Annotated in this window: 14 protein-coding genes; 6 read left to right on the top strand and 8 right to left on the bottom strand. The window is 53.2% G+C overall.

Annotation, left to right across the window (positions count from 1 at the left end; translation table 11 throughout):
* Positions 1–71 precede the first annotated feature (71 nt).
* Positions 72–935: a LysR family transcriptional regulator gene (locus FOB24_RS20760; protein ID WP_223229509.1), complete on the bottom strand. Its 864-nt coding sequence runs from the start codon at positions 933–935 to the stop codon at positions 72–74.
* Here FOB24_RS20760 and FOB24_RS24550 point away from each other — a divergent pair.
* The 5 genes from FOB24_RS24550 (at position 889) to idi (ending at position 4,601) form a co-directional block, all read left to right on the top strand.
* Positions 889–1,023: a hypothetical protein gene (locus FOB24_RS24550; RefSeq protein WP_255366011.1), complete on the top strand. Its 135-nt coding sequence runs from the start codon at positions 889–891 to the stop codon at positions 1,021–1,023. The two genes, FOB24_RS20760 and FOB24_RS24550, sit on opposite strands and share 47 nt — an antisense overlap.
* 161 nt (positions 1,024–1,184) lie before the next feature.
* Positions 1,185–2,678, top strand: a complete 1,494-nt coding sequence (locus FOB24_RS20765; protein ID WP_038633458.1) for a UbiD family decarboxylase — start codon at positions 1,185–1,187, stop codon at positions 2,676–2,678.
* A gap of 11 nt (positions 2,679–2,689) precedes the next feature.
* Entirely contained in the window at positions 2,690–3,268 is a 579-nt protein-coding gene (locus FOB24_RS20770; protein ID WP_038633460.1) for a UbiX family flavin prenyltransferase, read from the top strand.
* 14 nt (positions 3,269–3,282) lie between these two features.
* Complete coding sequence (locus FOB24_RS20775) at positions 3,283–3,999, top strand: DUF554 domain-containing protein (protein WP_150345403.1); 717 nt, start codon at positions 3,283–3,285, stop codon at positions 3,997–3,999.
* Between the two features lie 53 nt (positions 4,000–4,052).
* Positions 4,053–4,601 (top strand): isopentenyl-diphosphate Delta-isomerase, encoded by a 549-nt coding sequence (gene idi, locus FOB24_RS20780; RefSeq protein WP_038633466.1) that lies wholly within the window; start codon positions 4,053–4,055, stop codon positions 4,599–4,601.
* 85 nt (positions 4,602–4,686) lie between these two features.
* Here the strand turns inward: idi and lysS are convergent, their stop codons facing one another.
* The 5 genes from lysS to xerD form a co-directional block, all read right to left on the bottom strand.
* Complete coding sequence (lysS, locus tag FOB24_RS20785) at positions 4,687–6,204, bottom strand: lysine--tRNA ligase (protein WP_006686909.1); 1,518 nt, start codon at positions 6,202–6,204, stop codon at positions 4,687–4,689.
* A 9-nt stretch (positions 6,205–6,213) separates the two neighbouring features.
* Positions 6,214–7,312, bottom strand: a protein-coding gene (gene prfB / locus FOB24_RS20790; protein WP_100194817.1) for a peptide chain release factor 2 whose coding sequence is annotated in 2 segments (ribosomal slippage) — positions 6,214–7,236 and positions 7,238–7,312 — 1,098 coding nt in all. Because the reading frame shifts where the segments join, the coding sequence is not laid out codon by codon here.
* Between the two features lie 91 nt (positions 7,313–7,403).
* Positions 7,404–9,137: a single-stranded-DNA-specific exonuclease RecJ gene (gene recJ, locus FOB24_RS20795; protein ID WP_150345404.1), complete on the bottom strand. Its 1,734-nt coding sequence runs from the start codon at positions 9,135–9,137 to the stop codon at positions 7,404–7,406.
* 5 nt (positions 9,138–9,142) lie between these two features.
* Positions 9,143–9,856, bottom strand: coding sequence for a bifunctional protein-disulfide isomerase/oxidoreductase DsbC (gene dsbC, locus FOB24_RS20800; RefSeq protein WP_061382414.1), 714 nt, complete (start codon positions 9,854–9,856; stop codon positions 9,143–9,145).
* A 23-nt stretch (positions 9,857–9,879) separates the two neighbouring features.
* Positions 9,880–10,776 (bottom strand): site-specific tyrosine recombinase XerD, encoded by an 897-nt coding sequence (gene xerD, locus FOB24_RS20805; protein ID WP_038633475.1) that lies wholly within the window; start codon positions 10,774–10,776, stop codon positions 9,880–9,882.
* A 113-nt stretch (positions 10,777–10,889) separates the two neighbouring features.
* Here xerD and fldB point away from each other — a divergent pair, with 113 nt between their 5' ends.
* Positions 10,890–11,411, top strand: a complete 522-nt coding sequence (gene fldB, locus FOB24_RS20810) for a flavodoxin FldB (protein WP_038633478.1) — start codon at positions 10,890–10,892, stop codon at positions 11,409–11,411.
* A 100-nt stretch (positions 11,412–11,511) separates the two neighbouring features.
* On the opposite strand, the gene FOB24_RS20815 is transcribed toward fldB, so the two are convergent.
* Together FOB24_RS20815 and sdhE are read right to left on the bottom strand one after the other, a co-directional pair.
* A complete protein-coding gene (locus tag FOB24_RS20815; RefSeq protein WP_038633481.1) occupies positions 11,512–11,919 on the bottom strand; it encodes a protein YgfX in 408 nt (135 codons plus the stop codon).
* Complete coding sequence (gene sdhE, locus FOB24_RS20820; protein WP_016154349.1) at positions 11,900–12,166, bottom strand: FAD assembly factor SdhE; 267 nt, start codon at positions 12,164–12,166, stop codon at positions 11,900–11,902. Before sdhE ends, FOB24_RS20815 begins: the two co-directional genes overlap by 20 nt.
* Positions 12,167–12,386: the final 220 nt, after the last annotated feature.

The following is a 12,386-nucleotide window of genomic DNA, read 5'->3' on the forward strand; positions in this document are numbered from 1 at the left end:
ACACAACGTTTACCTCGAAATCAGAGGTCATTATCATACCAGCCAGCCGGACGATCCCCAATCGCTACGCTTCAATCGGTAGGGTTAAACGGATATCCCTGTGCGATAATATCCATTAACGCGGGTAGATAAGGCATAGAGGGTAATTTCACCAGCGCAGGATAAAATATTTGTGGCGAAGGAAAAACGTCTACCACGTAACATTGGCTAAGTTTATCAGCATCGACTTCCGAAGACGGTAATAACGTCGCAGCCTCAAGGCCGGACTCCAGCCAGTCGAGAATGACCCCCGGTTGCGTAATATGCATGATCACTTTTGCGCTTACTCCGGATTTACGAAACAGATCCATCAGCATCTCGTAAGTCCCTGAATCCTTTGCCCGATGCAGCAGCACCAACGGCATCTCCGCCAGCGCAGTGTAGTTATAGGGATTTGCAGGAGGGCCCGGCAGGCATTTTTTATTAATTACCGCCACCAGCTTAATCGGATCGAACGACACATAATCAAAGCCTTCACTGCGATAGGGACGCTGTATTAAAGCAATATCGATTCCCCCTTCCGTTAATAATGTTTCAAGATGGCTGGAGTCGGTAACAGAAATATTGATCGCCGTATCCGGATTACGTCGGTAAACTTCCATCAACAGTGCTTTAAAATAGTTCTGGTAGAGATGAGTTAAACCTATTCTTAATTCGGCTCTGTTTTTTTGTGCAATATCTGTCGTTTCCCTGGCGGTATCCTCCACCTGACGTAATATTTCACATCCTTTGCGATAGAGAAAAAAACCGGCCTCCGTGGGTTCAATACGATTTCCACGGCGAACAAAGAGCGAGACCTGAAGTTCTTCTTCCAGCTCCTGAATCCGCTTGCTGAGGGGGGGTTGCGCCATGTTCAACGATTTCGCCGCCTGGCTGACCGACCCTTGTTCCACCACCCGACAAAAATACCGTAAGCGCTTTAAATCCATCATCATCACCCGTGGTTTAACGTATCGCCAGTATCACACTTACCCAAAAAAATAAAAAGCCAGCCCGCTACATCTCATGTTAATTAATCATTATTTAACAGGTCATTAAAATAAACTTTTTTGATCTACTAACTATCCGGTAAACGGTATTTGTGTAAAAGCGCCACGGAAAATATTGTGCAGACAACGAAACATCTTTTCCGAAGGAACCATCCCATGGCAAATACTGATAACAAATCTCCCTCAACGGTGCATGATTTACGCTCTGCGCTCCAACTACTGAAAACACTTCCCGGCGAGTACGTTGAAACCGATACCGAAGTCGACCCGCACGCGGAACTCTCTGGGGTGTATCGTTATGTGGGCGCGGGCGGAACCTGCCAGCGCCCGACCCGCAAGAACGGGCCGGTGATGGTATTTAATAAAATCAAAGGATTTCACGATATCAGCGTGGCAATTGGGCTGAACGGTTCGCGCCAGCGCGTCAGCCATTTTCTGCAGTGCGAACCAGCAAAACTAGGGCATCTGCTGAAAGATTCTGTGGAAAACGCCATAGCGCCAGTCATGACTCAGGGCGCGGCGGAATGTCAGGAAGTGGTGCATCTGGCGAGCGATGCCGATTTCGATCTGCGTAAACTATTACCCGCTCCGACCAATACAGAAGAAGACGCTGGTCCCTATATTACCATGGGCCTGTGCTACGCCTCAGACCCGGAAACTCACGAATCCGATATCACCATTCACCGCTTGTGTGTACAGAGCCGCGACGAACTGTCCATGTGGCTGACCCCTGGTCGCCATATTGATGCTTTCCGCATGAAAGCAGAAGCCGCAGGTCAGCCGCTACCGATTTCAATCAGCATCGGCGTGGATCCGGCGATTGAAATTGCCGCCTGTTTTGAGCCGCCAACCACCCCACTGGGCTTCAACGAATTGAGCATTGCGGGCGCGCTGCGCGGCAAAGCCGTTGAGATGGTGCAGTGTAAAACCATCAACGAAAAAGCTATCGCTCATGCGGAGATCGTCATTGAAGGCGAACTGCTGCCAAACGCACGCGTACGCGAAGATCAGAACACCCATACCGGGCGCGCAATGCCTGAGTTTCCGGGTTATACCGGCGAAGCGAAAGAGGCTATTCCGGTGATCAAAGTGAAAGCCGTTACTCACCGCATTAACCCCATCTGGCGCACCACCGTCGGACCTGGCGAAGAACATGTCAATATGGCCGGTATTCCGACTGAAGCCAGCATTCTGGATATGGTAGAACGCGCCATGCCGGGCAAACTACTCAATGTTTTCGCCCACTCGGCGGGCGGTGGCAAACTTCTGGCGGTGCTGCAGTTTAAAAAATCTTCTCCGACAGATGAAGGTCGGCAGCGCCAGGCTGCTCTACTGGCTTTCTCTGCATTCCCGGAACTCAAGCACGTCATCCTGGTGGATGAGGATGTAGATATTTTCGATAGCGACGACGTTCTCTGGGCCATGCAAACTCGCTACCAGGGGGATGTCGACACCATTACGATCCCTGGCGTTCGTTGCCACCCGCTCGATCCGTCACAGGTGCCGGAATACAGCCCGAGCATCCTGCAACAGGGAATGTCCTGCAAAACCATTTTCGACTGTACGGTGCCATTCCACCTGAAGCACAACTTCCAGCGTTCCAAATTTAAAGATGTGGACGTGAAGCGCTTCCTGCCGGATTTCGAGTAAAGGAGACCACCATGACAGCACGCATCATCATTGGGATCAGTGGGGCCTCCGGGTTTCAGTACGGCGTTAAGGCGCTGGAGTTGCTTCGCCAACACCCCGTTGAAGTCCATCTGGTGGTCTCAAAAGGAGCAGAAAAAACCTGCGAACTGGAGACAGATTACCGCCTGGACGATGTGACAGCGATGGCTGACGTGGTACATCCCATCGCGGATCTGGGGGCGGCTATCTCCAGCGGTTCATTTAAAACACTGGGGATGCTGATCGCACCATGTTCCATGCGCTCTTTGGGCGCAATCGCCCACTGCCTGACGGACAACCTGCTGACCCGTGCGGCGGACGTGGTGCTGAAAGAGCGTCGTCGTCTGGTGCTGCTGGCCAGAGAAACGCCGCTGAACCTCGGCCATATTCGCAATATGGCCGCAGTAACTGAAATGGGCGGGATCATCTTTCCGCCGGTTCCGGCGCTGTATCAGCGTCCGCAAACGGCGGACGACATCATCACCCATAGCGTTAATCGTGCGCTCGATCTGTTCGACCTTGAAGTCAACAATATCCCCCGCTGGGGTGAAGGCGAGCTAAATTTTACTTAACAGGACATTTCTCAATGTTAATCGGCCCATATGTAAATGGTTCCGCCGTCATTCTTGGCGGGCTAGTTGGCGCAATGGCGGGCGGCAAGCTCCCTGAGCGTGTGAAAACGGCGCTGCCGATGACTTTCGGGCTTTGCTCCGTTGGTCTGGGCATCACGCTGGTACTAAAAGTGAAATATATGCCAGCAGTGGTGCTGGTAATGGTGATCGGCGCCATTCTCGGTGAATTGCTGCATCTGGAAAAAGGAATTGGTAAAGCCGCTGGCTCCACGCGCGGTTTAATCAACAAAGTTCTGCCGCCAGTTAATGGCCTGGGTCACGAAGAGTTCACAGAGAAATTTGTCGCCATCCTGGTACTGTTTTGCGCCAGTGGCACCGGGATTTTCGGGGCGATGACCGAAGGGATGAGCGGCGACCCATCAATTCTGTACATCAAAACGATCCTCGATCTGTTTACCGCAGGGATTTTTGCCACACTTCTCGGCTACGCGGTTATGACCATCGCCATCCCACAAATCATTATTCAGGTGGCGCTGGCGATGCTGGCAGTGATTATCCTGCCGATGATCACTCCTGACATGATGGCGGATTTCTCTTGTGCTGGCGGACTGCTGATGGTGGCCACCGGTTTGCGTATCTGTAACATTAAACTTTTCCCGGTCGCCAACATGTTGCCAGGGCTTGTTTTGGTAATGCCTTTGTCCCATTTATGGGCTACCCTAGTGGCCTGAGTGCATGACCCGGCGGGTTTGTGTCGGGTCATTTTTTATTTTCAGGAGTTGTCATGGCCGGGGAACATGTCATTTTGCTGGACGAGCAAAATAAACCGTCAGGCATGCTGGAAAAGTATGCCGCCCATACCTTCAACACCCCTTTGCATCTCGCGTTTTCCTGCTGGATATTTAACGACCAGGGACAACTGCTGGTGACGCGCCGTTCACTGCACAAAAAAGCCTGGCCTGGCGTCTGGACAAACTCTGTCTGTGGCCATCCGCAGTCGGGGGAGACAACCGAAGATGCCGTTATCCGCCGCGCCCGTTTTGAACTGAGCGCAGACATTACCGCGCTCGCCTCTGTATATGCGGATTTCCGTTATTGCGCTACGGATCCCAATGGAATTATGGAGAACGAAGTTTGTCCGGTCTATGCCGCGCAGCTTACCAGCCAACTACAGCCAAATGCGGATGAAGTGATGGATTACCAGTGGAGCAATCTTGAGGATGTGTTAAGCGGGATTGATGCAACGCCGTGGGCGTTTAGCCCGTGGATGGTGATGCAGGCTTCAAACGATAAGGCGCGAGAATTACTGCGCAAGTTTGCCAACGGGAATTAATTGCCTGATGGCGCTATGCTTACCTGGCCTACATAGCGAATTGTAGGCCGGATAAGGCATCAGCCGCCATCGGGCATGTCACATCTTACTTAACCGGGCGCATCGCCGGGAACAGGATCACGTCGCGGATGGTGTGGCTGTTGGTGAACAGCATAACCATACGGTCGATACCAATACCCAGACCCGCAGTCGGCGGCAGACCGTGTTCCAGAGCGGTAACGTAGTCTTCGTCGTAGAACATCGCCTCGTCATCACCCGCATCTTTGGCGTTAACCTGATCCTGGAAACGCTGCGCCTGATCTTCCGCATCGTTCAGCTCGCTGAAACCGTTACCGATCTCACGTCCGCCGATGAAGAATTCGAAGCGATCGGTGATTTCCGGGTTTACGTCATTACGACGCGCCAACGGAGAAACTTCGGCCGGGTACTCGGTAATGAAGGTCGGTTGAATCAGGTGCGCTTCCGCGACTTCTTCGAAGATCTCGGTCACGATACGGCCCAGACCCCAGCTCTTCTCAACTTTGATGCCGATAGATTCAGCGATCGCTTTAGCAGAGTCGAAGTTATCCAGATCGGCCATGTTGGTTTCCGGGCGGTATTTCTGAATCGCTTCGCGCATGGTCAGTTTTTCGAACGGCTTACCGAAGTCGAAGACTTCTTCGCCGTAAGGCACTTCGGTGGTTCCCAGTACGTTCTGCGCCAGCGTGCGGAACAGTGATTCGGTCAGTTCGATCAGATCTTTGTAGTCCGCATACGCCATGTAGAGTTCCATCATGGTGAACTCTGGGTTATGACGAACAGAGATGCCTTCGTTACGGAAGTTACGGTTAATTTCGAATACGCGTTCGAAGCCGCCAACCACCAGACGCTTGAGGTACAGTTCCGGCGCGATACGCAGGTACATATCCAGATCCAGCGCGTTATGATGGGTGATGAACGGACGCGCCGCCGCGCCGCCAGGGATCACCTGCATCATCGGGGTTTCTACTTCCATAAAGCCGCGACCCACCATGAACTGGCGGATGCCAGCCATAATCTGTGAACGCACTTTAAAGGTATTGCGGGATTCATCGTTAGAGATGAGATCCAGATAGCGCTGACGATAACGCGCTTCCTGGTCCTGCAGACCGTGGAATTTATCCGGCAGCGGGCGCAGCGCTTTCGTCAGCAGACGCAGCTCGGTGCAATGAATGGACAGCTCACCGGTCTTGGTCTTGAACAACTTACCTTTCGCGCCGAGGATATCGCCCAGATCCCATTTTTTGAACTGCTCGTTGTAAACGCCTTCCGGCAGATCGTCACGAGCAACGTACAGCTGAATACGGCCGCCAACATCTTGCAGCGTAACGAATGAGGCTTTACCCATAATACGGCGGGTCATCATACGACCAGCAACGGATACCTCAATGTTCAGCGCTTCCAGCTCTTCGTTTTCTTTCGCGTCGAAGTCAGCATGCAGTTGGTCTGAGGTGTGATCGCGACGGAAATCGTTCGGGAACGGGATCCCCTGCTCACGCAGGCTCGCCAGCTTCTCACGGCGCGTTTTCAGTTCATTGTTAAGGTCGGCTACCGCGTCAGCGCCCTGTACGTGTTGTTCAGACATGTTGGTTCCTCATAACCCTGCTTTCAAACTTGCTTCGATAAATTGATCCAGGCTGCCATCCAGCACCGCCTGCGTGTTACGGGTTTCAACCCCGGTACGCAGATCTTTAATGCGGGAGTCATCAAGGACATAAGAACGAATCTGGCTACCCCAGCCGATATCTGACTTATTGTCTTCCATCGCCTGTTTCTCGGCATTCTTCTTCTGCATTTCCAGTTCATAAAGCTTCGCTTTCATCTGCTTCATGGCCTGGTCTTTGTTCTTGTGCTGGGAACGGTCGTTCTGACACTGCGTCACAATCCCGGTCGGAATGTGGGTGATACGCACCGCCGATTCTGTACGGTTAACGTGCTGACCGCCCGCGCCAGAGGCGCGATAAACGTCAATGCGCAGATCCGCCGGGTTGATGTCGATATCGATATCATCGTCAACTTCCGGATAGACAAACGCCGAGCTGAACGACGTATGGCGGCGACCGCCGGAGTCGAACGGGCTCTTACGTACCAGACGGTGTACGCCGGTTTCAGTCCGCAGCCAACCGTACGCATATTCGCCAGCAATTCTGATGGTCACGGATTTAATACCCGCCACTTCGCCTTCAGATTCTTCAATAATTTCAGTCTTAAAGCCGCGAGCTTCGGCCCAACGCAGATACATACGCATCAGCATGCTCGCCCAGTCCTGCGCTTCCGTACCGCCGGAGCCAGCCTGAATATCGAGATAGCAATCTGCGCTGTCATATTCGCCGGAGAACATACGACGGAATTCCAGCTGCGCCAGCTTATCTTCCAGGGTATCGAGTTCTGCTACGGCTTCGTTAAAGGTTTCTTCGTCGTCGGCTTCTACAGCCAACTCCAACAGGCCGGAGACATCTTCCAGGCCCTGGCTCATTTGGTCGAGTGTATCTACGATGGCCTCAAGGGAGGAACGCTCTTTACCCAGCGCCTGCGCGCGTTCGGGTTCGTTCCATACGTCCGGCTGTTCCAGCTCGGCGTTTACTTCTTCCAGACGCTCTTTCTTGGCATCATAGTCAAAGATACCCCCTAAGAACGTCAGAGCGCTCCGTGAGGTCCTGAATGCGGTTATTTACCGGATTAATTTCAAACATTGTCTGATTTCTTTTATTGGACTAGTCAAAATGCGGTTATAAGAGCGGGATTGTAACTAATCCACGCCCTTTTTTATAGCGATTAGTGACGCTAAAGTGGCCAGATATTATCGATTATTAGCTGCAAACTACGGTTGCCGCGAAACTCATTAATATCCAGTTTGTAGGCCAACTGAACATCGCGCACGCCGTTGTCCGGCCAGCAACTGGTATCAACGTTGAACGCAATTCCGTCCAGCAGAGGTCCGCCGCCAACCGGCTCCACCATCACCTTCAGATGACGCTCACCCACCAAACGCTGCTGAAGCAGACGGAAATGTCCATCAAACAGCGGTTCCGGGAACATTTGCCCCCACGGCCCAGCATCACGCAGCATTTGCGCGACCTCCATGGTCATCTCCGCGGCGCTTAGCGGGCCATCTGACACCACTTCGCCCTGCAGCAAGGCGGGATCCAGCCACTCGGTTACCAGTTCGCCGAAACGCTGCTGGAAACGCTCAAACTGCGCCTCTTCCAGCGACAAGCCCGCCGCCATGGCGTGACCGCCAAACTTGAGGATCATGCCAGGATGAAGGGTGTCCAGGCGCTCCAGCGCATCACGCATGTGCAGCCCCTGAATCGAACGCCCGGAGCCTTTGAGCGTACCGTCGCCGGCAGGAGCAAACGCAATCACCGGACGATGAAAACGCTCTTTAATGCGAGATGCCAGAATGCCGACTACTCCCTGATGCCACTCAGGATGGTACATCGCAAGGCCGCCCGGTAGCGTCTCGCTACTGCGCTCCAGCTTTTCACACAGGGTCAGCGCTTCCGCCTGCATGCCCTGCTCAATTTCTTTGCGTGTCTGATTGAGCGCGTCCAGTTCATTGGCCAGCACGCGTGCCTCGCCAATGTTGTCGCACAGCAACAGCGCCACGCCGACGGACATATCATCCAGACGGCCAGCGGCATTCAGCCGTGGCCCCAGCGCAAAACCTAAATCGCTGGCAGCCAGCTTAAGTGGGTCGCGGTTGGAAATCTCCAGCAGCGCCTTAATGCCGGGACGGCACTTTCCGGCACGAATACGGCTTAATCCTTGCCACGTCAGAATGCGGTTATTAGCATCCAGCGGGACCACGTCGGCCACTGTGCCGAGCGCGACCAGATCGAGCAAGTCCGCCAGGTTCGGCGGCGCAATGCCTCGTTCATCAAACCAGCCTTTGTCACGCAGGAAGGTGCGCAGCGCCAGCATCAGATAGAAGGCCACGCCAACCCCTGCCAATGATTTAGACGGGAATTCACAGTCCTGCAGATTGGGGTTGATGATCGCCTCTGCATTAGGCAGCGTATCCCCTGGCAGATGGTGATCGGTCACCACCACCGGGATCCCCAGCGCTCTGGCATGTTCCACACCGGCGTGAGACGAGATGCCATTGTCTACGGTGACAATCAGCTGAGCGCCACGCGCATGCGCCTGCTCCACCACTTCCGGGCTTAAGCCATAGCCGTCTTCAAAACGATTAGGCACCAGGTAGTCAACGTTACCGCAACCCAACGCACGCATCGCCAGAATGCTGAGCGCCGTACTGGTCGCGCCATCGGCGTCAAAATCGCCGACCACAATAATGCGGGTTCCCGCGCGAAAGGCGTTATAGAGGATCTCAACTGCTTTTTCGACGCCGTTCAAATGCTGCCACGGCAGCATTCCTTTTACGCTACGTTCAAGTTCCTGGGCGCTGCGCACGCCGCGGCTGGCGTATAAACGACGCAGCAATGGCGGCAGGTCATCAGGTAGCTCGGTTGTCTCGTCGGCTTCACGCCGACGAAGTTGTATCTTTTGTTTCACGCGAATTATTTACCGCTGGTTTGTTTTGCATGTGCGTCGAGGAATTCTTTCATCTCTTTCGGGCCCTGATAGCCAGGCACGACATAGCCGTTGCTCAGCACAATCGCCGGCGTGCCGCTAACGCCAAACTGCACGCCCAGCGCGTAGTGGTTCGCGATATCCACATCACAGGTTGCTGGTTTCACGTCCTTGCCTGCCATCGCGTCATCAAAGGCTTTGTTTTTATCCTTCGCGCACCAGATCGACTTCATGTCCTGCTCGGCCTGGCTTTCCAGACCCTGACGCGGGAAGGCCAGATAACGAACGGTGATCCCCAACGCATTATAGTCTTTCATCTCTTCATGCAGCTTGTGGCAGTAACCACAGGTGATGTCGGTGAAAACGGTAATGACGTGTTTTTCCTGCGGCGCTTTGTAGACGATCATCTCTTTTTCCAGCGCGTTCAAATGCTTCATCAGCAACTGGTTAGTAACATTCACCGGGCTTGCGCCGCTCACGTCATACATCGGTCCCTGAATAATATGTTTACCGTCTTCAGTCACGTACAGCACGCCGCTATTGGTCAGTACGGTTTTCATACCCGCCACCGGAGCAGACTGAATCTCGGTGCTCTGTACCCCCAGCTTTGCCAATGACTGGCGAATCGCCGCATCGTCTGCATGTACCATGCCGGAAAACGCCGTTGCCAGCAGGGTGAACATCATAAAACGTTTTTTCATAACCTATCCTTTCCTGTCAGCACTCACGCTCGCGGGTGATGCTGTTGATGTAGTTGACGCAAGCGCTCCGTTGCGACATGAGTATAAATTTGTGTTGTCGAGAGGTCGCTATGCCCCAGTAGCATCTGCACCACGCGCAGGTCAGCGCCATGATTGAGCAAATGCGTGGCAAAAGCATGCCGCAGGACGTGCGGTGACAGCTTCTCGCTGTCGATTCCCGCCAACACAGCATAGTGTTTAATACGATGCCAGAAGGTCTGACGGGTCATCTGTTGCGCCCGCTGGCTGGGAAACAGCACATCAATTGATACACCGTTGAGCAACCATGGACGCCCATGTTCCAGATACGTTTCCAGCCAGTAAACCGCCTCTTCACCCAACGGCACCAGGCGTTCTTTGTTGCCTTTACCGATCACCCGAACCACACCCTGACGCAGGCTGACGTCACTCATTGTCAGTCCCACCAGCTCAGATACGCGCAGGCCCGTTGCATACAATACTTCCAGCATGGCTTTGTCGCGTAGCTCCAACGGTTGCTCAATCAGCGGCGCCTGCAACAGTCGCTCCACCTGTGCCTCACTGAGATCTTTGGGCAGGCGCTGCGGAAGCTTCGGTGATGCAAGCGAGGCGCTGGGATCGTCTTCGCGAAATTTTTCGCGGTAAAGATGCTGAAAAAAGCGCCGCGTAGCACTGAGCAAGCGAGCGGAACTGGTGGCTTTATATCCCCCATCCATCCGCTCGGCCAGTAATGCCTGCAGATCATCGCTCTGCGCCGTCGCCAGCGAGACGCCACGGTGATGTAACCATTCGACAAGCATGGTCAGATCGCGACGATACGCACTTAACGTGTTTTCCGCCAGATTTCGTTCCAGCCACAGGGCATCAAGAAACTGCTCGATGCGCGCCAGATCCTGTTCCACTCGCGCCCCTTATTCCACTCTCATTTTTGATGCATTATGCCTCATTGTGCCGGGATTGCGGCGATTCTGTTACACTACCCGCAACGCTACAGCAGAATTGAGATGTTTACGTCATGAACATGGGTCTTTTTTACGGTTCCAGTACCTGCTACACCGAAATGGCAGCAGAAAAAATCCGCGATATCCTGGGTCCCGAACTGGTGACACTGCACAACCTCAAAGATGATTCCCCGACCTTAATGGAGCAGTATGATGTGCTCATTTTGGGCATCCCGACCTGGGATTTTGGTGAAATTCAGGAGGATTGGGAAGCGGTCTGGGAGCAACTGGACGACCTCAACCTGGAAGGCAAAATTGTCGCGCTTTACGGGATGGGCGATCAGCTAGGATATGGCGAATGGTTCCTGGATGCGCTGGGGATGCTGCACGATAAACTGGTCACCAAAGGCGTCAAGTTTGTCGGTTACTGGCCAACCGAAGGCTATGAATTTACCAGCGATAAACCCGTCATTGCTGATGGACAGCTGTTTGTTGGTTTGGCACTGGATGAAACGAACCAGTACGATCTCAGCGATGAACGCATCCAGAACTGGTGCGAGCAAATTCTTGGGGAAATGGCCGAACACTGGTCCTGATAAGCGTGTTGCCGGATGACGCCGTGAACGCCTTATCCGGTTTACCTCACGCATCAAACCTAAGGCCCTAAAGCGGCACGCCATCAGATATTTGTTGGCATTACCCCTGCTTCGCCTGTTGCAGCATTAACCGCCGTAAATCTCGCCACTCAGCCTCATCCATACTGTCTGCCGCCAGCCACAAATGCTGACGTTTCCCGGTATCTGAACGCAAACGCAGCATCATGCCTGTTTTGACCATCCAGGGCGCGCTAACGATAGTCCACTCCTGCCCTTGCCAGCGCAGACGGCCGTCCATCAACAGCCTAATCTCGCCCTGACAGGCGTTAATTCTACGTTGGCTGCGTACGCTGTCGAACACCACCAGAGAGAGCAGAACCATCCATAATGGGGTGTAGCTCAAAGGCCAGGGCATCAATAAAATAAATACCGCGACCAGCCCATGAACGAGCAACGAAAGCCACTGCGCGCGCCATGAAACGCGTAAATCAGATTGCCACTGGACCACGTTCCCGATTCCGTGTCTGGATAAGTCGCACCATCTGCTCCAACTGAGCATCAGCTGGTTTCCCATGATTCATCAACCAGTTAAATAAATCTGGATCGTCACATTCTAGCAGACGGATAAAGATACGTTTTTCTTCGTCACTTAAGCTGTCATATTCATGTTCGAAAAACGGCATGATAGAGATGTCCAGCTCGCGCATACCGCGGCGGCATGCCCAATGAATACGTGCTTTATTATTAATATCCATGTTCTTCTTCCTGTCTCGCGAAAACGAAGTATCCGGCTATTGTAACGTGTTTTTCACGCGCTTTTGCGGGATTATCAGCTAATGGAAGCACATTCGCTAAATAAAACCGCATTAAGTCAAAGGATTCATCATTTTTGGATGTCTCCTCGCAAAGCTTACTATATGGCACAAATAGCCTGTTTAAACCGCTTGCAATGGGCCATAGCTCTTTTACCATTAG

The sequence above is a fragment of the Citrobacter werkmanii genome (assembly GCF_008693645.1).
Lineage (GTDB): Bacteria > Pseudomonadota > Gammaproteobacteria > Enterobacterales > Enterobacteriaceae > Citrobacter > Citrobacter werkmanii.